Source organism: Bacillus sp. FSL K6-0923 (assembly GCF_038630825.1).
In the GTDB taxonomy this organism is placed as follows: Bacteria; Bacillota; Bacilli; order Bacillales; family Bacillaceae; genus Bacillus; species Bacillus pumilus.
The window spans coordinates 3,684,818-3,707,224 of the sequence record NZ_CP152044.1 but is presented as its reverse complement, the minus strand read 5'-3'; the positions used below and the strand labels follow the sequence as shown (position 1 = coordinate 3,707,224).

Here is a 22,407-nt window from a genome sequence, read left to right as displayed (position 1 = left end):
TCGGCATGAACATTGAACAATTTACAGCAGCACTAGAGGAGAAAGGGATGACTCTTTCTCCTGTGCAGCTTGAACAATTTGAAATTTACTTCCGCATGCTTGTAGAATGGAACGAGAAAATGAATTTGACGTCCATTACTGAAAAGGAAGAAGTGTATTTAAAGCATTTTTATGATTCCATTTCCGCATCATTTTTCATTGATTTTCACAAAGTGACGACGATTTGCGATATTGGAGCTGGTGCTGGTTTCCCAAGCATTCCTCTTAAAATTTGCTTCCCTCATCTACATGTGACCATTGTTGATTCTCTTCAGAAACGAATTACGTTTCTTAATGAGTTAGCAAAAGGGTTAAACTTACAAGATACTACTTTTTATCATGATCGTGCGGAGACGTTTGGACAACGTAAGGAAAAGCGTGAAAGCTATGATCTTGTCACTGCTAGAGCAGTTGCGCGTTTATCCGTCTTGAGCGAACTATGTCTGCCCCTTGTAAAAAAGGAAGGGTTGTTTGTGGCATTAAAAGCATCTGCTGCTGATGAAGAAATGCAAGCAGGAAAGAAAGCCGTTACTGTCCTCGGAGGAGAGGTTGTTGAAAAGCATTCCTTTGTTCTTCCTTTAGAAGAAAGCGAACGGAACATCATTGTCATTGAAAAGAAAAAGCAAACACCAAAAAAATATCCTAGAAAACCAGGAACACCTAATAAATCACCAATAGAAGGTTGATCATGTAAAAGGTCGATTTTTCTTCAATATTTAAGATTTTACAGAAGGAAAAAACATGAGAAAATAGAATTATAAAAAGGTAGTTTTTAAAGGTGGTGTAGGTTCATGAAGCATTCACTCTCACGCTTCTTCGGGCTTGGTGACAAAGAACATCCTGAGCGTGAAACCGAAATAGAGGCAGAGATTGCTGAGCATGATACATTAAAGGAAGAGATACAGGAGCTCCCGGTCGACACAATTATGCCAAACCGTTTTCAGCCACGCACCATTTTTTCAGAAGAAAAGATACATGAGCTGGCCACGACGATTCATACCCATGGCATTATTCAACCTATTGTTGTCAGACCGACAGAAGAAGAAGGAAAATATGAACTGATCGCCGGCGAAAGACGTTGGAGAGCGGTACAGACTCTTCATTGGGAGAAAATCCCCGCTATTATAAAAGATTTTACTGATACGGAAACGGCATCTGTGGCATTGATTGAAAATTTGCAAAGAGAAGAGCTGTCTGCTATTGAAGAGGCTCATGCCTATGCACGTCTTTTAGAGCTTCATGATTTAACACAGGAAGCGCTTGCTCAGCGTTTAGGTAAGGGACAATCAACTGTTGCAAACAAATTAAGACTTTTAAAGTTGCCTGAAGAGGTACAACAGGCCATTTTAGAGAAAAAAATCTCTGAAAGGCATGCACGTTCACTTGTACCCCTAAAGCTTCCAGAATTACAAATCGCGCTATTGCAGGAAATCATCGAAAAGCAGCTGAATGTAAAACAGACTGAAGAGCGTGTAGTGAAAATGCTTGAACAAAAAACAGATCGCAAACCGAAGCCAAAACGTAAGGCGTTTAGTCGTGATACACGAATTGCGATGAATACCATTCGTCAGTCTCTCCATATGGTAGAAGACAGCGGGCTTAAAATAAATACCGAGGAAGAGGAATTTGAGGAATATATCCAATTAACAATTCGCATTCCTAAATAGAAAAAAGCTGATGAGAGCCACTCGTCAGCTTTTTTTGTTGACTCTACATTATATTTACTTATTAATCATAAATTGGTAAAATGTGATTTTCATAGAAGAAAGGAGGTGACACAACTCGATGAAAATGAAAAAGATGAATTTTGTTATTATTTGTTATTTACTATTTTCTTTTTTTCTTTTTACAAATGAAACAACCACATTTGCTGTGAATTCGCCAACCGTTCCTGCAGAAGAAAGTCCACTGACCAAAAAAGAACTGAACGTCCTGAAGAAACAAGGTGCTGTTTCGAAAGAGATCACTTTAGATCAATTAAATCATGATCATGAGTCTCAGGATGACACAATTGACTTGATTTCAGCTGGCGATCATTTGAAGGATTATGGCTTACAACAAAACAAGCAGGATGAGTTTGTGACGGATGAAAAGCCGCACACCATCAAGCGCCTTTTAGGAAAGCCGTATCCTGGTACTGATATTTTGCCTAAAAAAGGGGATATATTGGTGACAAACACTGATGCTTTGAAGGGAATCGTTGGACATGCAGGTATCGTCATTAATGAGAAAAGCTTTGCTTCTATTCCCGGGTTTCGACAGCATCCTCAGATTGATTCCATTCTTAACTGGTTTCGCTATAATGCCAATACAAAGGTCATTCGTATTAATCAAGAAGACACAGCAGACCTGGCAGGAGAATGGGCACGCGATTATGTGAAAGCTCATCCAAAGGCTCGTTACTCCATCACCATGTCAATTCAATCGCTGGACCCGACTTATTGTTCAAAGATTGTGTGGCAGGCCTATGCTAAAACAGGCGATGCTGTAGGACATGCGACATTTACCATTAAGACCCCCTATGGATTCTTAAAAAAGAGAAGCTATAAAACGGTGACCCCTAAGATTATTGTGAACGAAGGCCGTACAATTGGCGGATTACATTTTTGACAAGTGCCCCTCACTTTTGATGGAAGTGAGGGTTTTTTATGCACATCTTTTTTGAAAAAAGATATATTGATATATTTTTCAATGCGTTTAGGTTCGTCTTTTCATGTACGAAAATAGACATTTGCTGACGAATATATAATGGAGAAACAAAAAAAGCAAACGTTTCATACTTTTTTTGATAGAATAGGAAGTATGAATGAATGAGAAACTTGTTAAGTTGAAAGTGGGTGACATCGTGGGAAAAATCATAGCGATTACCAACCAGAAGGGCGGCGTTGGGAAGACGACAACTTCTGTTAATTTGAGTGCGTGTTTAGCATACATAGGTAAACGAGTGTTGTTAGTTGATATTGATCCGCAGGGCAATGCCACGAGTGGTATTGGGATTGAGAAGGCCGACGTAGAGAAGTGCGTGTACGATATTTTAGTTGATGATGCAGATGTTCTTGATGTAATTAAGACGACAGAGGTCGAAAATCTTGATGTCATTCCTGCGACGATACAGCTTGCAGGGGCTGAAATAGAGCTTGTGCCTACGATTTCACGTGAAGTGAGATTGAAGAGAGCACTTGAATCTGTTAAGCAAAATTATGATTATATGATTATTGACTGCCCGCCATCACTCGGATTACTGACGATTAATGCGTTAACAGCATCCGATTCCGTTTTAATCCCGGTACAGTGCGAATATTATGCGCTTGAAGGATTGAGCCAATTGTTAAACACCGTTCGTCTCGTGCAGAAGCATTTAAATACGGATCTTGCCATTGAAGGTGTCTTGCTGACAATGCTTGATGCACGAACAAATCTTGGAATTCAAGTCATCGAAGAAGTGAAGAAATACTTTAGAGATAAAGTCTATCAGACCGTGATTCCGCGAAATGTGAGACTGAGTGAAGCGCCTAGTCATGGGAAACCGATTATCTTGTATGATCCACGTTCAAGAGGTGCAGATGTCTATTTAGACTTAGCAAAGGAAGTGGATGCGAATGGCTAAAGGTCTTGGAAAGGGTATTAATGCATTATTTAACACTGTAGACTCAAATGAAGAAACGGTTGAAGAAATCAAAATAAAGGAATTGCGTCCAAACCCATATCAGCCAAGGAAAACGTTTGATGAAGATGCATTGTCTGATCTCAAAGAATCCATTCAGCAGCACGGTGTTTTACAGCCCATCATTGTTCGTAAATCGATTAAAGGATATGACATTGTAGCAGGTGAACGTCGTTTCCGTGCAGCACAGCAAGCTGGTCTGACAACGATTCCTGCGATCGTCAGAGAATTTTCAGAAACGCTCATGAGAGAGATTGCCCTTTTAGAAAACCTGCAACGCGAGGATTTATCTCCATTGGAAGAAGCGGAAGCCTATGCTTCTTTGCTAGATCACCTAAGTGTGACGCAAGAGGAATTAGCGAAGCGATTAGGGAAGAGCAGACCGCATATTGCGAACCATCTCCGTCTTTTGACTTTACCGGATGAAGTACAAAAGCTGATTGCAGATGGAACGTTATCGATGGGGCATGGAAGAACATTGCTTAGCTTGAAAAATAAAAATAAGCTGGCGCCATTGGTAAAGAAAATCGTGGACGAGGGGTTAAACGTACGTCAGGTTGAGAAACTTGTTCAGCAGTTAAACGAAAATGTTCCACGTGAAACAAAGAAAAAAGAAGCACCAAAGGATCGAATGTTGAAAGAAAGAGAGTCTTTCTTACAAAACTACTTTGGCACTTCAGTGACGATCAAGAAACAGAAGAAAAAAGGGAAAATAGAGATTGAATTTCTCTCCAACGAAGATTTAGAAAGAATCCTGGAATTGCTTTCTACGAGAGAAGCATCAGAGTGACCATCTTGATACGAGATGGTCTTTTTTATATTCTCCCAGTGATATTTTGAATAGGTGCGAAAAGAGAACGGTTTTTTTCTCTCGTCCAATCCATTTGATCAATATGAGATAGACTTTCAGAAAGTGTATTGGCCATAGACATGACAAGATGAAGGCGTGTGTTTTGAAGAACGAAGTATTCCATAAAGCCGCTCACATTGACGATCCCATTAATATGAATATCTCCTACCTCTGGCAGCTCCTTTTGTACACCCGCTCCAGGCTTTAACGGTCCATCTCCAATTTGGAAGGAGCCTACACTTTTCACTCTTCCTAAACAAGCATCAATCGCTACAATAAACGGATGTTTATGAGCTTGTTCAATTTCAGCGAGCTTTTCTTTTAAATTGACCGCATGAACTGGATCAGAGAGCGTTCCATATACATGAAGCTTTTTCAAATCAAGACTTGAAAGCTTTGTACCAACAAGTGGACCTAGAGAGTCGCCAGTTGAGCGGTCTGTTCCAATACAAACGATGGCAACGGGTCTTTTTCCTGCTTTCTGAAGATGCGAGAATAAAATACTTTTAAGCTGTTGAATGGCGTTTGTATCCGTATGGGACACGTATTCTTTCACCCTATTTCTAAAAAAAAGACCGTTCTTGCTATTCATAGGTCTCACTTCCTTGTCATAGTAGTTAGTAACAGTATACGGAAACAAGCTTAATTCTATACCTATGAGGTGATGATTGTGTGGAAGGCTGGTTCAAGGTGGACGCTTTTAATTTTAGGAAGCTTAATAGGAGCGGGGTATGCTTCCGGCCAAGAAATTTGGCAGTTTTTTGGCATTGATAGTGGACTAGCCATTCTACTGTTTACATTGATGTTCATGCTGTCTACCTATGTGGTGTTAAAAATCAGTTATGAGGTACGTGCCGATCACTTTGTGCCAGTGTTAGAGCGACTTGTCGGTCCATGGCTGGCTAAAGTGTATGACGTTTTAATTGTCCTTTATTTATTCACGACAACGACAGTCATGATTGCCGGTGGCGGAGTGACGCTCGAGATGTATCATGTGCCATTTTGGGTGGGTATCGGTGCATTTTGTTTATTTTCATTTATGATTTTTTTCTGGGATGTGAAAGGGCTCTTATCTGTGAATGCTTTCATTATACCAATTTTGGTGGCGGGGCTCATCTATGCGTTTGTTTTTTATTATATGAACCATGATCATATGTGGCGGATCGATTTTGGGCAGCAGTATAATTGGCCTGCCAGCATTGTCTTTGCTTCTTTGAATATCTTATCTGTGGTCGCAGTGCTGTCTTCGGTTGGAAAAGAAATGAAGGGCCTTGGCGAGGCAAAAGTGGCGAGTATATTAAGTGGCCTGATTTTTGGGGTCATCTCGTACGTGTATAACGAAATACTGGTTGATATTTCTGGGAGCCTATCAGCAGAAGGCATTCCTTTGTTTACAGTATTAGAAGGAGCGCCGACATCATTGTTTGTGTTTATGACTGTTGTCCTTTGTCTAGCCATTTATACGACGACAGCGGCAGGTTTATTTGGTTTATCGAGCCGAATGCTCTCTTTTGTACCATTGCCCCGCTGGCTGGTTGTGCTCGTGATGCTTCTGTTGATGGCACCTTTGACATCTCTTGGGTTTGCCGATTTAATTGCTTTCTTATATCCGATATATAGCTTGCTGAATCTTTATTTGCTTGTGTGTTTAATGCTATATCCGATTTTAAGTAAAAAGATATTTTCTCGCCCTAAAAATTATATTGATAAAATAAAATAAGCACCTCTCTTTGTCAGAGCTGTGCTTATTTTATCCGAATAGAGTCAATGGCGTCTTTGATATCATCATAGACTGGCATTTGCTTGAGACGCTGAAGGCGTTCCTCTAATTCTGAAATGGCTTGTCCTTTTAAATGCTGGGAGATGTGTTGTTTGACAATGGTCGTCTGATTGATCATGTCTTCGGTTTTAGACAATTGATACTCCAAGTGCACACGAGTGTTTGCTAATTCGTCATGCAGCCGCATTTTGAGCAGGCGTTTTAGATCCTTTCGCTGTCCTTCTCTTCGTATGGCCTGAATTGCGGCTATTTCTTCTGGGGACTGCGTTTGTGTTTGTGGTGCCGATTGATTTTCAAATACAGACATGGATCGGCGGGCACTCACATTTTGCAAGAAACGCTGGGCGTCACTAGGAGGTTTATTTTGATTGATCATGCGGCGACTCCTTTCTTAATGAATACCCATTTGCATCGCAAGGCGCCTATCTGCCTTGGCGTAATCATCACCCATTGTGTACATATGTCTTGAAAGGGTAGAAAGTTCTTGTTCGTAATCTCTCAAGGTGTATAGGGCATTCAGTTGTTTTTCATGTGAATAAAAGGAGGAATGATGTTGTTCCATCCTGACTTCTTCTATCAGTGCTTCCACATCACTTGGACTTAATAAATCATAGTGGCCAAAGCCTACGAGTCCTTTGAGCTCTTGTTTTACATGCTGGACGGCGTCTTTTACACTTTCATCGATCCCATCGATTTTATCAAATATAGTGTGTACTTCATGTTCAATCACACTTTGGAGATCGTAGGATGAATTTTTCAGTAAATGGGATTTTATGATAATTTCTAGACCACTTTGTGCATATGCACGTCCAGAATGGATTTCTTGCAACAGCATAGCTGTAAAACTTGTATTATGATCAAGCTGTTCATCTAAAATTCGGGCAGATCCATTTTTGTGGAATGAATACCCATTTCCTTTTAAGCTCCCAGAAATAAGCGCTAAAAAAGCATTTGTATCAAAGGATTCGTTCCATTCTATATTCATAGACGCAAAAGCTGATTTTAAAAAGGTGTCAATTTCTCTTTGTTTATATTTAACAGGTTCTTGGACATCGCCTTGCTGCTGTGGCGGCACGGTGTACTTCACTTGACCAACTCCATGATCATGACGATTGAGTAAACCTACATAATGACTAGGTTGAATATATTCAGTCAAGATCCGTGTATATTGACCTTGCTGCGCTTTCTGCTGAATCGAAGGCGCCAGACTGCTCCATATATTGGGGCTATCAAAGGTGACGGCTTTTTTGACAGCTGACTGTTCTGTTGCAACATAAGCACAAACAGCACCGGCAAGGGCTTGTCCAGTGAGATAGATACCTGCATTGGGATGCTTCTGACTGACTTGCTCTATGTATTCCTTCCCTTTAAAAAAGACATGATCTCGATTGACATCAAGGGACTTCCTTTCAATGGGATAGGCATAATCCGTTTTAAGCAATGACTGTGCCGCGGTGTGTACATCTTGTGGCGAGGTCACCGGCATTTGCTTTGGCATCGGACAGTGAAAAGCGACGATGAACTCATCTGATTGTTCCGGCTGCATCGTTAAACCATATAATTGATGATCGACCTTGAGAAAATCATGGACAGTGAGCATTTGCTGACCTATTTCTATCGTATGGTGCTGCTGGTAATTATCTATGTTTCCAGCATGATCGGATATGATTTTATATTCTTTATCAGTTAATCTATCCTTTCGATTGACCATCGTACCTGCTCCCTCACATAACATTTATGCAGATATCATAAATCAAAAAATATGGAAAAACCACAGCGTTCTACCAATAAAAACCTTTTGACCTACAGTGTTTGTGACAATATTGAAAAAAAGCGGAGTTTAAGTAACTATTGGTCACAAATGAAATGATCTAAAAGAAGGGTTTTTTCTATAAAAAAGAAAAGGAGGAACGATTGAAAGAGGGCCTTTGTTTTGTGCATTGCTCTTCATCGCCGTTTTTTTGTACAATAGATTCAATGAAGTGAGCAAGAGAGGTGAAAGCTGATGGCAGACAAAGCGTTTGGGTTGCATGACGTCGTTGAAATGAAGAAACCCCATCCATGTGGTGTCAATCGGTGGAAAGTGATTCGGTTGGGCATGGATATTCGCATTAAATGTGAAGGTTGCGGGCATAGCGTCATGATCCCAAGAAGAGACTTTGAACGAAAATTGAAGAAAATTCTCGTCAAGCATGAGGAGCCAACTGTTTAAGTAGGCCTCATGCTTTTTTAATGAAATTCGTCTTTTGTATAGAAGAATTAGATGCAAATTCCCGTTTTAAAGCATTGATTTATTCTTTTTGGCAATGTTTCTTCTATTGATAATGCATAACGGTTAGCTTGTCTTTTCATGTAAACCTACTTATAATTGCTCTAGGTTCATATTACGCAGTATAACGAGCACGTTTGATATAGAGGAGATGAAAGAATGGCTTTAACAGCTGGTATTGTTGGCTTACCTAACGTCGGGAAGTCAACGCTATTTAATGCAATTACACAGGCTGGAGCGGAGTCTGCTAACTATCCGTTTTGTACCATTGATCCAAACGTCGGAATTGTAGAAGTTCCAGACGAACGTTTGCAAAAACTAACAGAATTGGTGCAGCCGAAAAAGACAGTTCCGACTGCTTTTGAATTCACTGATATTGCGGGTATTGTCAAAGGGGCTTCAAAAGGTGAAGGTTTAGGGAATAAATTCCTTTCTCACATTCGTCAAGTAGATGCGATCTGTCACGTAGTGAGAGCTTTTGCAGATGATAACATCACACACGTATCAGGTAAGGTTGACCCTGTGTCAGATATCGAAACCATTAATTTAGAGTTGATTTTGGCTGATTTAGAAACAGTTGAAAAACGTTTGGCTCGTGTCAGTAAGCTTGCAAAACAAAAGGATAAGGAAGCGGTAGCTGAATTTGATATTTTGTCGAAGCTAATGCACGCATTTGAAGCTGGGAAATCGGCAAGATCTGTAGAATTTACAGATGAGCAGCAGAAGCTTGTGAAACAGCTTCATTTACTCACATCTAAACCAGTTCTTTATGTAGCAAATGTGAGTGAGGATGAAGTAGCAGATCATGACGGCAACGAATATGTGCAGCAAATCCGTGAGTTTGCTTCTGGTGAAAATGCTGAAGTCATCGTTGTTTGTGCGAAGATCGAGTCTGAAATTGCAGAGCTTGAAGGAGAAGAGAAGCAGATGTTCCTTGAAGAGCTTGGTATCAAAGAGTCAGGTCTAGATCAGCTGATTCAAGCATCTTATTCACTTCTTGGTTTAGCTACTTATTTCACAGCAGGTGAGCAGGAAGTACGCGCTTGGACGTTTAAAAAGGGAATGAAGGCACCGGAATGTGCTGGAATCATTCATACGGACTTTGAACGTGGGTTTATTCGTGCTGAAACGGTTGCATATGAAGATTTACTTGCTGGTGGAGGTATGTCTGCTGCAAAAGAGGCTGGAAAAGTCCGTCTAGAAGGTAAAGAATATATAGTGAAAGATGGAGACGTCATTCATTTCCGTTTTAATGTATAGGTTCTTGTCATAGGCCAAGTAATTTGTTATAATATACAATTGTGAGTAATATAATTTATTGCTCCTTGCCCGTATAGGGCCGCTTAGACCAAAAGGAGGTGCAATCAGATGAGAAAGTACGAAGTTATGTACATCATCCGCCCAACAGTTGACGATGAGGCTAAAAAAGCAGTTATCGAGCGTTTCAATAACGTGTTAACTTCTAACGGTGCGGAGATCACTGGAACAAAGGATTGGGGTAAACGTCGTCTCGCATACGAAATCAACGATTTCCGTGAAGGCTTCTACCAAATCGTAAACGTTCAATCTGACGCTGCAGCAGTTCAAGAATTTGACCGCTTAGCTAAGATCAGTGACGATATCATTCGCCACATTGTTGTTAAAGAAGAAGTATAAATCATTGAAATATATATTTAAAGGTGGTCTTTCAATATGCTAAACCGTGTTGTATTGGTCGGAAGACTAACAAAAGACCCTGAGCTTCGCTACACGCCTAATGGTGCGGCTGTAGCCACGTTTACTCTAGCTGTGAATCGTACGTTTACGAATCAATCTGGAGAGCGTGAAGCCGATTTCATTAACTGTGTTACTTGGAGAAGACAAGCCGAGAACGTGGCTAATTTCTTGAAAAAAGGAAGTCTTGCCGGTGTAGACGGTCGTTTGCAGACAAGAAACTATGAAAATCAGCAAGGACAGCGTGTCTTCGTGACAGAGGTTCAAGCTGAAAGTGTTCAATTTCTTGAGCCTAAGAGCGGCGGTGCTGGTTCAGGTGGATACAGCGGCGGTGGTAATAGCGGAGGCCAGTATTATGGCGGTAGCCAAAACGATCAGAATCCATTTGGAAATGAACCAAGTCAAAATCCATATGGCAATCAAAGCAACCAACAAAATCGTAATCAGGGAAATAGCTTCAATGATGACCCATTTGCGAATGACGGTAAACCGATTGACATCTCCGATGATGATTTGCCATTCTAATTGATCTGAAAAAACTAATGACTAAAGGAAAGGTGTGAAAACAAATGGCAGGTGGACGCAGAGGCGGTCGTGCGAAACGTCGTAAGGTATGTTTCTTTACTTCTAACGGTATCACGCACATCGATTACAAAGATGTTGATCTTCTTAGAAAGTTTGTTTCTGAGCGTGGTAAAATTTTACCTCGTCGTGTAACAGGAACTAGCGCTAAGTATCAACGTAAATTGACATTAGCGATTAAAAAATCACGTCAAATGGCATTACTTCCATACGTTACTGGTGAGTAAGTCGTTGACTTAAAAGCGGAGAGCCTCGAGCTCTCCGCTTTTTTTATTGTCTCAAGGAGATCTCAGCCGAACTGACTAGAGCTGTTTTTGGCGGGCACCTTAGGGGAAGTATGTAAAAGAGAGTAAAAGTGACAGTTTGTTCTATACAAATATGGGGTCGATCTGTCATATTGGTAGTCTAGAAAATAATTGCAGTCAGGGCGTGGGAAGATGATTGAATTTAGGAAGGTATCGATGCAATTTTCAGATGAGCGTTATGCCGTTGAATCCGTTGATTTAGAGATTCAAAAGGGTGAGTTTTTTGTGTTCATTGGACCTAGTGGGAGCGGGAAAACGACGACATTGAAAATGATCAATCGTCTCATTTCTTCTACAGAAGGTGAGATTTACATAAAGGGTCAAAAAATAAATGATTATGACCTGTATGAGCTGCGCTGGGATATTGGGTATGTTCTGCAGCAAATTGCTCTTTTTCCTCATATGACCATTGAAGAGAATATCGCTGTAGTACCAGAGCTCAAACAATGGAGCCGGTATGAGATCAATAAGCGAGTGGATGAATTGATGCAGATGGTTGGGCTTGATCCAGCTATATATCGACATCGGAAGCCGTCAGAGCTATCTGGTGGACAGCAGCAGCGTGTCGGTGTGGCACGTGCACTTGCAGCTGATCCTGAGATTGTCCTGATGGATGAACCCTTTAGTGCGTTAGATCCATTAACAAGGGAGAAATTGCAGGATGATCTGCTTGATTTGCAGCACCGTATTCAAAAGACCATTGTCTTCGTGACACATGATATGCAGGAGGCGATGAGGCTTGGTGATCGAATTTGTATCATGAAGGAAGGGAAAGTGGTGCAGATTGGTCGTCCAGAGGAATTGGTTCAACACCCAGTCAATGCTTTTGTTCGGGAGTTTGTCTCCGGGGCTGCTCGCCATGCGGGGCATCATGCGTTTGAGCTAGAAGTCTTGGCTAGACCAATGGCTCACGAGGCTCTTTTAGGCTATGAAGTGATCACAGCACATGCCACGCTGGATGAGGTCTTATCCCAATTGGCAAAGCATGAGGAATTGGCTGTGGAAAAGGATGGGGAGCGAATTGGACTAGTGAATCGTCAAGCTGTGATTCAGTTTTTAGCTGATTCACCTAGTGAGAGGGGCGAGTCACATGAATGATTGGATCAATGTGTTATTGGACCGAAAAGAACAATTGGGTCACGCCTTACTTGAGCATATTCAAATTTCGTTTATTGCTTTATTTTTAGCCATTTTGATTGCCATTCCCTTAGGTATCTATTTAACGAGGGTGCCAAAGCTTGCAGAGTGGGTGATTGGGGTGACGGCGGTCTTGCAAACAATCCCGTCACTTGCGCTGCTTGGCCTGCTGATTCCTCTCGTTGGGATTGGGCAAGTGCCTGCGATTATTGCGCTTGTCGTTTATGCCCTACTCCCTATTTTAAGAAATACATATACAGGTATTCAGGAGGTCGATCCTTCCCTGAGAGAAGCGGCGCTTGCCATGGGAATGAATCATCGTAAACGGTTATTAAAGGTGGAACTGCCTCTGGCCATGCCAGTTATCATGGCAGGTATCCGAACCGGGATGGTTCTCATTGTGGGAACTGCCACTCTTGCCGCACTGATCGGAGCTGGGGGATTAGGAAGTCTGATTTTGCTGGGAATTGACCGAAATGATATGTCACTCATTGTCATTGGCGCTATACCAGCAGCCTTACTCGCACTCTTATTTGATGTGGTGCTGCGTACGTTTGAGAAAATTTCTTTTAAAAAGACTGTGATTTCTGTGACGGTTTTTGCTGTGATTGCAGGAGCTATTGTCGCGGGCCCAGCACTGTTTCAACAAGAAAAAAAAGAAATCACTATCGGTGGAAAGCTAGGATCAGAGCCTGAAATTCTGATCTCGATGTATAAGCTTTTGATTGAACAGGATACGGATATTCAAGTCAATCTTAAGCCTGGTCTTGGCAAGACGTCTTTTGTTTTTCAAGCTTTACGTTCTGGTGATATTGACATTTATCCCGAGTTTACGGGTACTGCAATTTCTGAGTTCCTCAAACAAACAGCGAAAAGTACAGATAAAGAAAAAGTGTATGAGCAAGCGCGGCACGGTTTGGAATCATCCTTTCAGCTCCGCCTTCTTGAGCCGATGGCTTACAACAATACGTATGCTTTAGCCGTGCCTCAGTCGCTGGCTGATCAATATGATGTATCCAATATTTCTGATCTAGCTAAAATCAAGAATCGCATAAAGGCTGGATTCACCTTAGAATTTTCTGATCGACAGGACGGGTATCGAGGTATTCAAAAGACCTATCAATTTTCCTTTGATGATGTAGTGACGATGGAACCGAAGCTTCGGTATCGAGCGATTCAAAAAGGAGATATCAATTTAGTCGATGCGTATTCGACAGACAGTGAATTGAGGCAATACAAATTAAAGGTGCTTGATGATGATCAGCATGTTTTCCCACCATATCAAGGAGCACCGCTGTTAAGGCAGGAGACATTAACGGAGTACCCTGAGATTGAGGCTTCTCTCAATAAGCTTGGTGGTCAAATCACAGACGATGAGATGAGAGAAATGAATTATGAAGTGAATGTGAAAGGTAAGGAGGCATTTCAGGTAGCGAAAGCCTATTTAAAAAAGAAAAAATTACTGCGATAATCATGGAAGAGCAGGTCTGTTATGTAAAAGCAGATCTGCTTTTTTAAAAGGAAACACAAAAATCGTTGACTTTTATTTAAAAACAGCATATCCTTAATTCGAGATAAATATATTTTTTTGGTTTAATATCTCGAATTCGAGATAATATAAAGACGTCAGTAAAGACATAATGAATAGAGGCTTGTTACTTCATGATTAGGAGGTCATTAGAAGTGAAGAAAACAGAAGGAATTCACCATATCACAGCAATTGTAGGGCATCCTCAAGAGAACGTTGATTTTTATGCAGGTGTTTTAGGACTTCGTCTCGTGAAGAAGACCGTGAATTTTGATGATCCAGGCACTTACCATTTATATTTTGGAAATGAAGGAGGATCTCCGGGAACGATTATCACGTTTTTCCCTTGGCCAGGTGCTCAAAAGGGACAAATTGGCGCAGGCCAAGTGGGCGTGACGACATATGTTGTACCAACAGGCGCTTTCTCTTTCTGGAAGGAACGTCTTGAGCAGTTTGATGTTTCTTATGAAATGGTCGAACGCTTTGATGAAGCCTTTCTCTCATTTGAAGATTCACACGGCTTGTTGATTGAGCTAGTAGAACGCGCGGAGGGAAAACAAAATGATTGGACATTTAACGGCGTTACGCCAGATGTTGCGATAAAAGGGTTTGGGGGAGCTGTTTTATTAACATCACAGCCAGAGCAAACGATGCAGCTGCTAGAACAAACAATGGGTTTTGAACGCGTTGGAGAAGAAGAGGACTATGTGAGATTCCGTTCGTTTGGTGAGATCGGCAATGTCATTGATGTGAACAAGACACCAGTTGCACGCGGACGTATGGGTGTTGGGGTGGTGCATCATATTGCATGGAGAGCGTCAGATGATCAGGACCAGTTAGATTGGCAAAGACATATTGCACAAAGCGGGTATCAAGTGACACCTGTGCAAGATCGAAATTACTTCAATGCCATTTATTTTAGAGAGCTTGGCGGCATATTATTTGAAATTGCAACTGATCCTCCAGGGTTTGCACACGATGAATCAGTGGAAACTATGGGGGAAGCATTGAAACTGCCACCGCAATATGAAGCGCAGCGCAGTCAGATTGAACAAATTGTGCTGCCAATAGAAGTGAGAGAGTTGAAAGGGAAAGGAGATGCATGATGAAACATCTTTTTCGAAAAGGAAAGAATGAACAAAGACCTGTTTTGTTATTACTACATGGTACTGGCGGAACGGAAGAAGATTTATTGCCGCTTGCCGATTTAGTTGATGCTGACGCTTCTATTCTTAGTGTGAGAGGAAATGTGTTGGAAAACGGTATGCCGCGTTTTTTCAGACGTTTAGCAGAAGGTATATTCGATGAGCAGGATTTAATTGAGCGGACAGAGGAACTGTATACATTTATCGGAGAAGCAGCAGATGAATATGGGTTCGATCGTCACAATGTCGTCGCTCTCGGATATTCCAATGGGGCAAACATTGCAGGAAGTCTTTTATTCCATTACGAGGATGCGTTAAAAGGAGCGATCCTGCATCATCCAATGGTTCCAAGACGCGGAGTTTCATTGCCTTCATTGGCGGGGAAACAAGTCTTTATCGCAGCTGGTGAAAATGATCCAATGTGCCGCCCGGAGGAATCACAAGAGCTCGAGCAATTGCTTAAAGGCGCAGGCGCTTCAGTCACACTACATTGGGAAAATCGCGGACATCAGCTAACGAGAGAAGAAGTCGATGCTGCGGCATTATGGTATCGTCGTCAATTTTAATGAAGGTAGGGAATATAGATGGGTTTTTTACAGAAGCTTTTTGGGCAAACCAAACAAAAGGAGATGGAACAAATGGAAAACGTAAAATTAGCAGTTATTTATTATAGTTCAACAGGTACAAACTATCAGATGGCAAAATGGGCAGAGGCTGGAGCGAAAGAAGCAGGCGCCGAAGTTAAAGTATTAAAGGTTGCTGAATTGGCACCAGAATCAGTTGTAGCATCAAATCCAGCATGGAAAGCGCACTTAGACGAAACAAAGGATGTTCCTGAGGTTCAATTAAGTGATTTAGAGTGGGCAGATGCCATCATCTTTAGCATGCCAACACGTTTTGGTAACTTACCGGCTCAAATGAAGCAATTCTTAGACACTACTGGCGGCCTATGGTTCCAAGGGAAATTGGCAAACAAAGCAGTAAGTGCGATGACCTCTGCACAAAACCCAAATGGCGGGCAGGAACAGACCATTCTTAGCCTTTACACAACGATGTTCCACTGGGGAGCGATTATTGCTGCTCCTGGATACACAGATGACTCATTGTACGGTGCAGGGGGCAACCCTTACGGCGTGAGTGTCACTGTTGACCAAAACGGAAAGATTCAAGAGGATGCAGAAGCTGCTGCAAAACATCAAGCAAAACGTACAGTCAATGTAGCAGAATGGATCAAAAAGGGTCAAAACGCTTAATCGATGGATACAAAAAGAATGCAGCCTAGGCGCTGCATTCTTTTTTATTTAATAAGGATCTGATGGTGTGCTGTTGTTAATTGCTTCGTTCACGGCTTGTGCGGCGCCTGTAGAGCCTATAGGTCCGCTTGGCTGTTCTTGTTTGAAGGCTTTTAAGCCGTCAGCGACCCGCTTTCCGTAATCAGGGTCTGCCTTTGTAAAGTTTTCGATCATTTGCTCTTGTATGTCCTTTTGACAGGTCGCAAGGGTGTTGACTAAGTTCTTAATCAATTCCTCACGTTCCCAATCATTGAAGCGGCGATACGTTTCTCCAGCTTGTCCGAAGTCGTTCGGGCGGTCAATGGCTTCCCGTTTGACGTCACCCTCTACAAAAGGCGTATGATCCTTTCCATCCTGTTTGGCTTCTTTTAATCCGCCGAGGATCGATGGTTCATAATTCACATGAGGATTTTGCCCTTTGCCTTGATCGACATGGTATTCCATTTGCCCATCTCTTTGATTCGTGGCGACATGCTTTTTCGGTGCATTGATTGGCAGTTGTAAATAGTTCGGTCCCACACGATATCGCTGCGTGTCAGAGTAAGAGAAGGTGCGCCCTTGAAGCAATTTATCATCTGAGAAATCCAAACCATCTACGAGAACGCCAGTCCCAAAGGCGACCTGCTCAACTTCAGCGAAATAATTTTCTGGATTTTTGTTTAACACCATTCGTCCGATCGGTTTCCATGGATAGTCATCCTTGTACCATAGCTTTGTCGGATCAAGCGGGTCAAAATCAAGGTGAGGGTGGGCATCATCTTCCATGATCTGTGCATAGACCTCCCATTCAGGATGATCGCCTTGCTCAATGGCCTCATATAAATCCTGTGTGGCATGATTAAAGTTTTCACCTTGTATCGCTTGAGCCTGTTCTTGTGTCAGATTGCGAATACCTTGCTTCGGTTCAAAGTGATATTTGACCAGCACCGCTTTTCCTTCATGGTTCACCCATTTGTAGGCATGGACACCTGAGCCTTGCATGTGCCGATAGGTTGCTGGGATGCCCCATGGTGAAAAGAGAAATGTCACCATATGTGTCGCTTCAGGAGATTGCGAGACGAAGTCAAAAATACGCTCGCCGTCCTGCCGATTCGTAACAGGATCGGGCTTAAAGGCATGAACCAAATCTGGAAACTTCAAAGCATCTCGGATAAAGAAAATTTTCAGGTTGTTTCCAACGAGGTCCCAATTGCCTTCTTCTGTATAAAATTTAATTGCAAACCCTCTCGGATCGCGCAATGTTTCTGGCGAATGACCGCCGTGAATGACAGAAGAAAAACGGACGAAAACAGGTGTCTTTTTCCCTTTTTCCTGAAATAATTTTGCTCTTGTATAAGTAGAAATAGGTTCATCACCGAATGTGCCATAGGCTTCAAAGTAACCGTGAGCTCCCGCCCCGCGCGCATGGACGACACGTTCGGGAATACGTTCGCGATCAAAATGACTGATTTTTTCTAGGAAATCGTAGTTTTCAAGCGTAGTTGGTCCTCTATTTCCAACGGTTCTCATATTTTGATTGTCTGTTACGGGGTGACCTTGCCGATTTGTTAAAGTGTCTTCTGACTCTGAGGATGGCTTAGGGTGTTGATCTTCTTTCATTTCGAATCCCTCCTTCAATATCTCCCTAACAATATGGTCATCTTTCTCCCTATTTCATACAAGGATTGATATAATGATTGAAAACTTTCACGAGGAGCGAACCTGATGATTCGATTACACTGCCTTCATGCCCATCCGTCTAATCAGTCCTATATAGAAGACGTGTTTCGTGATACTGAAATTGAGCTGCATCACACGGTTGATTCATCATTTATAGAACGTGCCACACAAGATCCAGATTTTAACCCTCACAAGCAGCAAACCTATGCCATCAACAAATTGATGAAAGAAGATGAAGCCGACATCATTTTGCTCACGTGTACACAATATATTGCCGCTTTGGGCGATCAGCAGCACCTCATTAAACAACCGATTGTTCCGATCGATGAACCGTTATTTGAGCTGATTTGTCAGAGAAAAGGGCCTCTTCAACTTGTGTTTTCAAACCCGGATACAGTGGATGGGACTATGGAGCGGCTAAAGTCATATGCAAAAGAGCACGGCAAACAAATTGATGCAGAGGTTATGGTAATGGAGGATGTCTTTCACCTTTGCCTAAACGGTGATATGTCCGCTTATGAGGAGCAAATTAAAAAGCAGCTCAGAAGATGTATGAAAAAAAGTGGAGACATTTGCGTGATGCAGCTATCAATGGTTCATGCGGCACAGCAGATGGAAAAGGAGACAGGCATTCCGATCATTCACCCGCTTTCCCCACTTAAACAATTTGTCCATCAAACAATATCCGCTTTGAAGGAGTGAACCTGTCTGGTTCGCTCTTTTTGTATAGAAACGGAAATGGAATGACATGTTAAAAAAATAATCGAGCGCAAACTATTTTCAAAAGGTGCGCGTCTATCCATTGTAAGAAATAACCGATGCGCATTTAAGATAAAGGAGCTCTTTGTAAAATGAAGAAACGAAAAATTGAGGATCAATTTGCTGATTACGTAATGGAGCATAAACACAGTTTTTATCGATTGTCCTATAGTTATGTCAAAAACCCGGAAGATGCGATGGATGTCGTTCAAGAGGCGATTCATAAAGCACTCAAATCTGTTCACCGATTAGAGGATGCGGCCAAAATGCATAGCTGGTTTTATAAAATCGTGGTGAACGCTGCCCTAGATTTTTTACGAAAGAAGAAGCGGGTGCAGGTGACAGACGATGATACACTTGAGTTCTTATCACAGGGTGAATCAGATGTCTATGAAGATCAAGATGTCAGAAGAGCCATAGAGGATTTGCCCGACATGTACCGGGTCATCATTATTTTGAGATTCTTTGAAGATTTAAAACTAGAGGACATCGCCCACATTCTCGAAGAAAACGAAAACACGATCAAAACAAGATTATATAAAGCGTTGCGGCTTTTAAAAGTAGAATTATCGCAGGAGGAAATATAAATGGATAAGCATTTGAAACAGTTAAAAGAGGAATATTTAGAAATCCCTATTCCGCCGGAATTTGATGCTATGGTTGAACGAACATTAAAACGAAAAAATAAAAAACCTCATTTTCAGCAATGGACGATCGGACTTGTTGCTGCGGCTGCTTTATTTGTCACGACTGTGAATGTCAGCCCGCAGGCGGCAAGAGCGATTTCGGAGATTCCTGTCATTGGCGAGCTAGTGAAAGTCGTGACATTCACAGAATTTAAAAAGAGCGATCAAGGAACGAATATTGACCTCAAAACACCACATGTTTCAGGGCTTGGGGACGGAAAATTACAAGACAGCCTGAATCAAAAATATTTAGCTGAAAACAAAAAGCTGTATCAAGATTTTGAAAAGGAAACAAAGGGTTATAAAAATGGTCATTTGAGTGTAGAGAGCGGATATGAAGTGAAAACAAACAATGATCAAATTCTTTCACTAGGTCGATACAAGGTGACGACTCAGGCTTCTGCGGCAGAGGAAATGACGTATGATACGGTGGATAAGAAAAACCATGTACTCATTACATTACCAAGCTTGTTTAAAGATGATCGGTATATTGATGTGATTAGTGAAAATATTAAAAAACAAATGAAGAAACAGATGAAAGAGGATTCAAATAAGATTTACTGGATTACCAAGCAAGATACGGTTGATCCGTTTAAGAAGATTCAGCCAGATCAAAGCTTCTATATCAACTCAAAAGGCAAACTGGTGATTTCCTTTAATGAATATGATGTGGCGCCTGGTTACATGGGTGTAGTTGAATTCACGATTCCAACAAGTGTGTTAAAGGATATTCTTGTCAGCGATATGTACATTCATTAAAAGAAGAAAAAAGACTGCTGAACAGGTCAGCAGTCTTTTTGTGTTTATGAAGAAAGTGCGTCTGTCAGTGCAGGTACGACTTGTTTCTTTCTTGAGACAACACCTTTTAGTAAAGCGGTGTTGTTCTCAAGTGTGACGTTAAATGCTTTTTCTACTTTTGCCGCTTCGGTACCGAGTGCAAGTGCAAGAGAGTCATTTTCTAGAATGTCTGTGATCACTAGAACGAATAGATCAAGACCTTTCGCTGCGATGACTTCATTGATTTTCGCTTCAATGTCAGCCTGTCTTGCTGTAACTTCTGCAATATCTACTGTATTGACTTGCGCAATTTCCACTTTGCTATTGCCTAGTGCGAATTCTTTTGCATCAATTGTAATTAATTCTTGAACCGTTTTTTGGCTTAGGTCAGCGCCAGCTTTTAGCATGTCTAGACCGTAAACTTCTGGATCTACCCCTGCAATTTTACCTAGCTCATGCGCAGCATCAATGTCTTGTTGTGTGCATGTTGGGGATTTGAATAACAAGGAATCAGAAATGATTGCAGATAAAAGCAAACCAGCGATTTCTTTTTCAATCTTCACTTGGTTCTCTTTGTACATTTTGTTTAAGATTGTTGCTGTACAGCCAACAGGTTCAGCGCGATAGTATAGAGGTTCACTTGTTTCAAAGTTGGCAATACGGTGATGGTCAATGACCTCAGTCACTTGTACTTGATCAATATCACTTACACTTTGTTGGAATTCGTTATGATCGACAAGAATGACTTGCTTTGTTTCGTTTGCAGCCGTTTCAATGAAACGAGGTGCATCTTGTTGAAAGAAATCTAATGCGTATTGTGTTTCTCCATTGATTTCTCCAAGTCTGACCGCTTCTGCTTCGACGCCGATTTTGTTTTTTAGATCAGCGTAAGCGATAGCAGAGCAAATCGTGTCTGTGTCAGGGTTTTTGTGTCCGAATACGAGTGTTTTTCCCATGTGAATTCTCCTTCTTACATTTATTGATGATGTTTCTATTCTAACAGCTTTTGTCCTTGAATTCAGGGTTTATAGCTAAGAATAATCTAAAAAATTGTAACATGCTGTTTGAAAAGTTGCATGTACGAATTGGTATCAGTGTTCCACGTGAAACGCTCCTAAGATAGACTGCATTTTACTTGCGATTTACCGCTATGGTAAAATAAAGGTTGGGGTAAGACATGGTGTAGCTTACATCGTACGTATACATAGAAGGACACATTGAGCAAGATATAGTAAAAGGATTGGATAGAGGTGAAGGTGTGAAACAAACAAAAGCGTTAGTACAGGGCGCTATCATGATCAGTATTTTCTCTGTCATGACGCTGTTTTATTTGTATGTGCCGCTATTATCCATTATTTTCTTTCTGGCTGCTCCGATTCCGATCATCCTCTATACAATCAGGCACGGTTTGAAAAAAGGAATTGCTGCTGGCGCTATTGGGATAGTGATCAGCTTTTTAATTGGGTCTATTAATGGACTCATGACTGCACCAATTCTGATTGCTGTCGGATTAGGCATGGGTGTTTTCTACAGCAGACGGCAGCCTGGGAATGCCATCATTGCAGGTGCGCTGATCTATTTATTCAGTTTCCTTATCTCCTTTGTTGTCAGTGTTCAGCTTTTTCAAGTCGATATTATGAGTGTCGCGAAAGAGTCGATTGAGCAATTGATTCCAATGTTAGAGAGTGCCTTAAAGCAATCCGGTGCTTCTGAGCAGGACATTGCGAAGCAGCTGAAGCAGTTCAGGGAGATACAGGATTCCGCATTGAGTGCTTTACCTGTCGCTCTGTTGATGTTAGTTACGCTGACGGCGTTCGTGAATCACTGGTTCGTGCAGCCTCTGATCAAACGGTTTGTCAAAGACATGCCAGCCTTGAAGAAATTTAAGGATATGCGGCTGCCAAAAAGCATGGTATGGTATTATTTACTCACACTGCTTTTGATGCTGATTCAGACGGAAAAAGGCAGCTTTTTATGGCTCGTTCAAACGAGTGCTTTTCAAATTTTATTTATACTGGTGCTTATTCAGGGATTTTCTTTTATCTTCTATTATTGCCATGAAAAAAGCATCTCAAAAGCGGTGCCCATTTTCGCTATCGTGTTAGGGGTTCTCTATCCGCCAGTCGGTGTGATTGTGCGTATTATAGGGATTGCTGACATAGGCTTTGATTTAAGAGAAAAAGTAAAAAACAAATAATTCACTCTGAATGTTGAGGAGTTGA

25 protein-coding genes are annotated in these 22,407 nt (G+C 41.5%); 20 read left to right on the top strand and 5 right to left on the bottom strand.

What is annotated here, in order from left to right:
- Positions 1 to 5 precede the first annotated feature (5 nt).
- From rsmG to MHI16_RS18960, 5 genes are all read left to right on the top strand, one after another.
- Complete coding sequence (gene rsmG / locus MHI16_RS18980; RefSeq protein WP_058013182.1) at positions 6 to 725, top strand: 16S rRNA (guanine(527)-N(7))-methyltransferase RsmG; 720 nt, start codon at positions 6 to 8, stop codon at positions 723 to 725.
- A gap of 105 nt (positions 726 to 830) precedes the next feature.
- Positions 831 to 1,706 carry a nucleoid occlusion protein gene (gene noc / locus MHI16_RS18975; protein ID WP_003214896.1) on the top strand — a complete coding sequence of 292 codons (876 nt, stop codon included), beginning with the start codon at positions 831 to 833 and terminating at the stop codon, positions 1,704 to 1,706.
- Positions 1,707 to 1,824: 118 nt separating this feature from the next.
- Positions 1,825 to 2,649, top strand: a complete 825-nt coding sequence (locus MHI16_RS18970; protein WP_058013183.1) for an orthopoxovirus pf05708 family protein — start codon at positions 1,825 to 1,827, stop codon at positions 2,647 to 2,649.
- Positions 2,650 to 2,884: 235 nt separating this feature from the next.
- Positions 2,885 to 3,646 carry a sporulation initiation inhibitor protein Soj gene (soj, locus tag MHI16_RS18965; RefSeq protein WP_034620351.1) on the top strand — a complete coding sequence of 254 codons (762 nt, stop codon included), beginning with the start codon at positions 2,885 to 2,887 and terminating at the stop codon, positions 3,644 to 3,646.
- Positions 3,639 to 4,493 (top strand): ParB/RepB/Spo0J family partition protein, encoded by an 855-nt coding sequence (locus MHI16_RS18960; RefSeq protein WP_058013184.1) that lies wholly within the window; start codon positions 3,639 to 3,641, stop codon positions 4,491 to 4,493. Before soj ends, MHI16_RS18960 begins: the two co-directional genes overlap by 8 nt.
- Positions 4,494 to 4,518: 25 nt before the next feature.
- On the opposite strand, the gene yyaC is transcribed toward MHI16_RS18960, so the two are convergent.
- The gene (gene yyaC / locus MHI16_RS18955; RefSeq protein ID WP_058013185.1) at positions 4,519 to 5,145 is read right to left on the bottom strand and encodes a spore protease YyaC; all 627 of its coding nucleotides are present in this window, start codon (positions 5,143 to 5,145) and stop codon (positions 4,519 to 4,521) included.
- Between the two features lie 72 nt (positions 5,146 to 5,217).
- Here yyaC and MHI16_RS18950 point away from each other — a divergent pair, with 72 nt between their 5' ends.
- Positions 5,218 to 6,273 (top strand): hypothetical protein, encoded by a 1,056-nt coding sequence (locus tag MHI16_RS18950; RefSeq protein WP_081042246.1) that lies wholly within the window; start codon positions 5,218 to 5,220, stop codon positions 6,271 to 6,273.
- A 25-nt stretch (positions 6,274 to 6,298) separates the two neighbouring features.
- Here MHI16_RS18950 and MHI16_RS18945 read toward each other — a convergent pair whose 3' ends face one another.
- Entirely contained in the window at positions 6,299 to 6,709 is a 411-nt protein-coding gene (locus MHI16_RS18945; protein ID WP_044139037.1) for a hypothetical protein, read from the bottom strand.
- A gap of 15 nt (positions 6,710 to 6,724) precedes the next feature.
- A complete protein-coding gene (locus MHI16_RS18940) occupies positions 6,725 to 8,044 on the bottom strand; it encodes a hypothetical protein (RefSeq protein WP_058013187.1) in 1,320 nt (439 codons plus the stop codon).
- Positions 8,045 to 8,338: 294 nt separating this feature from the next.
- Between MHI16_RS18940 and MHI16_RS18935 the strand changes: the two genes are divergently transcribed.
- From MHI16_RS18935 to wrbA, 10 genes are all read left to right on the top strand, one after another.
- Positions 8,339 to 8,545, top strand: coding sequence for a DUF951 domain-containing protein (locus tag MHI16_RS18935; protein WP_058013188.1), 207 nt, complete (start codon positions 8,339 to 8,341; stop codon positions 8,543 to 8,545).
- A gap of 216 nt (positions 8,546 to 8,761) precedes the next feature.
- On the top strand, positions 8,762 to 9,862 hold the full coding sequence (ychF, locus tag MHI16_RS18930; protein ID WP_058013189.1) for a redox-regulated ATPase YchF: 1,101 nt from the start codon (positions 8,762 to 8,764) through the stop codon (positions 9,860 to 9,862).
- A 108-nt stretch (positions 9,863 to 9,970) separates the two neighbouring features.
- On the top strand, positions 9,971 to 10,258 hold the full coding sequence (rpsF, locus tag MHI16_RS18925) for a 30S ribosomal protein S6 (protein WP_003215073.1): 288 nt from the start codon (positions 9,971 to 9,973) through the stop codon (positions 10,256 to 10,258).
- A gap of 36 nt (positions 10,259 to 10,294) precedes the next feature.
- Positions 10,295 to 10,840, top strand: a complete 546-nt coding sequence (ssbA, locus tag MHI16_RS18920; RefSeq protein WP_003215157.1) for a single-stranded DNA-binding protein SsbA — start codon at positions 10,295 to 10,297, stop codon at positions 10,838 to 10,840.
- 44 nt (positions 10,841 to 10,884) lie between these two features.
- Positions 10,885 to 11,124, top strand: coding sequence for a 30S ribosomal protein S18 (rpsR, locus tag MHI16_RS18915; RefSeq protein ID WP_008347556.1), 240 nt, complete (start codon positions 10,885 to 10,887; stop codon positions 11,122 to 11,124).
- Between the two features lie 210 nt (positions 11,125 to 11,334).
- Positions 11,335 to 12,300, top strand: a complete 966-nt coding sequence (locus MHI16_RS18910) for an ABC transporter ATP-binding protein (protein ID WP_058013190.1) — start codon at positions 11,335 to 11,337, stop codon at positions 12,298 to 12,300.
- A complete protein-coding gene (gene opuFB / locus MHI16_RS18905) occupies positions 12,293 to 13,810 on the top strand; it encodes an osmoprotectant update ABC transporter permease/substrate-binding subunit OpuFB (RefSeq protein ID WP_058013191.1) in 1,518 nt (505 codons plus the stop codon). The genes MHI16_RS18910 and opuFB overlap by 8 nt, the downstream gene beginning before the upstream one ends.
- Before the next feature lie 191 nt (positions 13,811 to 14,001).
- On the top strand, positions 14,002 to 14,973 hold the full coding sequence (locus MHI16_RS18900; RefSeq protein ID WP_058013192.1) for a ring-cleaving dioxygenase: 972 nt from the start codon (positions 14,002 to 14,004) through the stop codon (positions 14,971 to 14,973).
- Positions 14,970 to 15,578, top strand: coding sequence for an alpha/beta hydrolase (locus MHI16_RS18895; protein WP_058013193.1), 609 nt, complete (start codon positions 14,970 to 14,972; stop codon positions 15,576 to 15,578). Before MHI16_RS18900 ends, MHI16_RS18895 begins: the two co-directional genes overlap by 4 nt.
- A gap of 18 nt (positions 15,579 to 15,596) precedes the next feature.
- Positions 15,597 to 16,265, top strand: a complete 669-nt coding sequence (gene wrbA / locus MHI16_RS18890) for an NAD(P)H:quinone oxidoreductase (protein WP_058013194.1) — start codon at positions 15,597 to 15,599, stop codon at positions 16,263 to 16,265.
- Positions 16,266 to 16,313: 48 nt separating this feature from the next.
- Here wrbA and katX read toward each other — a convergent pair whose 3' ends face one another.
- Positions 16,314 to 17,903 carry a catalase KatX gene (katX, locus tag MHI16_RS18885; protein ID WP_058013195.1) on the bottom strand — a complete coding sequence of 530 codons (1,590 nt, stop codon included), beginning with the start codon at positions 17,901 to 17,903 and terminating at the stop codon, positions 16,314 to 16,316.
- A gap of 105 nt (positions 17,904 to 18,008) precedes the next feature.
- Between katX and MHI16_RS18880 the strand changes: the two genes are divergently transcribed.
- From MHI16_RS18880 to MHI16_RS18870, 3 genes are all read left to right on the top strand, one after another.
- Positions 18,009 to 18,665: a hypothetical protein gene (locus tag MHI16_RS18880; protein WP_058013196.1), complete on the top strand. Its 657-nt coding sequence runs from the start codon at positions 18,009 to 18,011 to the stop codon at positions 18,663 to 18,665.
- Positions 18,666 to 18,814: 149 nt separating this feature from the next.
- On the top strand, positions 18,815 to 19,309 hold the full coding sequence (locus tag MHI16_RS18875) for an RNA polymerase sigma factor (RefSeq protein WP_058013197.1): 495 nt from the start codon (positions 18,815 to 18,817) through the stop codon (positions 19,307 to 19,309).
- The gene (locus MHI16_RS18870; protein WP_058013198.1) at positions 19,310 to 20,167 is read left to right on the top strand and encodes a DUF3298 and DUF4163 domain-containing protein; all 858 of its coding nucleotides are present in this window, start codon (positions 19,310 to 19,312) and stop codon (positions 20,165 to 20,167) included. It begins immediately after the preceding gene.
- Between the two features lie 44 nt (positions 20,168 to 20,211).
- Here the strand turns inward: MHI16_RS18870 and MHI16_RS18865 are convergent, their stop codons facing one another.
- Positions 20,212 to 21,141: a manganese-dependent inorganic pyrophosphatase gene (locus tag MHI16_RS18865; protein ID WP_058013199.1), complete on the bottom strand. Its 930-nt coding sequence runs from the start codon at positions 21,139 to 21,141 to the stop codon at positions 20,212 to 20,214.
- A gap of 302 nt (positions 21,142 to 21,443) precedes the next feature.
- Between MHI16_RS18865 and MHI16_RS18860 the strand changes: the two genes are divergently transcribed.
- Positions 21,444 to 22,382 (top strand): YybS family protein, encoded by a 939-nt coding sequence (locus MHI16_RS18860; RefSeq protein ID WP_152982309.1) that lies wholly within the window; start codon positions 21,444 to 21,446, stop codon positions 22,380 to 22,382.
- Positions 22,383 to 22,407 lie beyond the last annotated feature (25 nt).

Bases quoted from the DNA above. Each gene is read 5' to 3' on its own strand.
- rsmG (WP_058013182.1), top strand. From the start codon at position 6: ATGAACATTGAACAATTTACAGCAGCACTAGAGGAGAAAGGGATGACT.
- noc (WP_003214896.1), top strand. From the start codon at position 831: ATGAAGCATTCACTCTCACGCTTCTTCGGGCTTGGTGACAAAGAACAT.
- MHI16_RS18970 (WP_058013183.1), top strand. From the start codon at position 1,825: ATGAAAATGAAAAAGATGAATTTTGTTATTATTTGTTATTTACTATTT.
- MHI16_RS18960 (WP_058013184.1), top strand. From the start codon at position 3,639: ATGGCTAAAGGTCTTGGAAAGGGTATTAATGCATTATTTAACACTGTA.
- yyaC (WP_058013185.1), bottom strand. From the start codon at position 5,145: ATGAATAGCAAGAACGGTCTTTTTTTTAGAAATAGGGTGAAAGAATAC.
- MHI16_RS18950 (WP_081042246.1), top strand. From the start codon at position 5,218: ATGATTGTGTGGAAGGCTGGTTCAAGGTGGACGCTTTTAATTTTAGGA.
- MHI16_RS18945 (WP_044139037.1), bottom strand. From the start codon at position 6,709: ATGATCAATCAAAATAAACCTCCTAGTGACGCCCAGCGTTTCTTGCAA.
- MHI16_RS18940 (WP_058013187.1), bottom strand. From the start codon at position 8,044: ATGGTCAATCGAAAGGATAGATTAACTGATAAAGAATATAAAATCATA.
- MHI16_RS18935 (WP_058013188.1), top strand. From the start codon at position 8,339: ATGGCAGACAAAGCGTTTGGGTTGCATGACGTCGTTGAAATGAAGAAA.
- ychF (WP_058013189.1), top strand. From the start codon at position 8,762: ATGGCTTTAACAGCTGGTATTGTTGGCTTACCTAACGTCGGGAAGTCA.
- rpsF (WP_003215073.1), top strand. From the start codon at position 9,971: ATGAGAAAGTACGAAGTTATGTACATCATCCGCCCAACAGTTGACGAT.
- ssbA (WP_003215157.1), top strand. From the start codon at position 10,295: ATGCTAAACCGTGTTGTATTGGTCGGAAGACTAACAAAAGACCCTGAG.
- rpsR (WP_008347556.1), top strand. From the start codon at position 10,885: ATGGCAGGTGGACGCAGAGGCGGTCGTGCGAAACGTCGTAAGGTATGT.
- MHI16_RS18910 (WP_058013190.1), top strand. From the start codon at position 11,335: ATGATTGAATTTAGGAAGGTATCGATGCAATTTTCAGATGAGCGTTAT.
- opuFB (WP_058013191.1), top strand. From the start codon at position 12,293: ATGAATGATTGGATCAATGTGTTATTGGACCGAAAAGAACAATTGGGT.
- MHI16_RS18900 (WP_058013192.1), top strand. From the start codon at position 14,002: ATGATTAGGAGGTCATTAGAAGTGAAGAAAACAGAAGGAATTCACCAT.
- MHI16_RS18895 (WP_058013193.1), top strand. From the start codon at position 14,970: ATGATGAAACATCTTTTTCGAAAAGGAAAGAATGAACAAAGACCTGTT.
- wrbA (WP_058013194.1), top strand. From the start codon at position 15,597: ATGGGTTTTTTACAGAAGCTTTTTGGGCAAACCAAACAAAAGGAGATG.
- katX (WP_058013195.1), bottom strand. From the start codon at position 17,903: ATGAAAGAAGATCAACACCCTAAGCCATCCTCAGAGTCAGAAGACACT.
- MHI16_RS18880 (WP_058013196.1), top strand. From the start codon at position 18,009: ATGATTCGATTACACTGCCTTCATGCCCATCCGTCTAATCAGTCCTAT.
- MHI16_RS18875 (WP_058013197.1), top strand. From the start codon at position 18,815: ATGAAGAAACGAAAAATTGAGGATCAATTTGCTGATTACGTAATGGAG.
- MHI16_RS18870 (WP_058013198.1), top strand. From the start codon at position 19,310: ATGGATAAGCATTTGAAACAGTTAAAAGAGGAATATTTAGAAATCCCT.
- MHI16_RS18865 (WP_058013199.1), bottom strand. From the start codon at position 21,141: ATGGGAAAAACACTCGTATTCGGACACAAAAACCCTGACACAGACACG.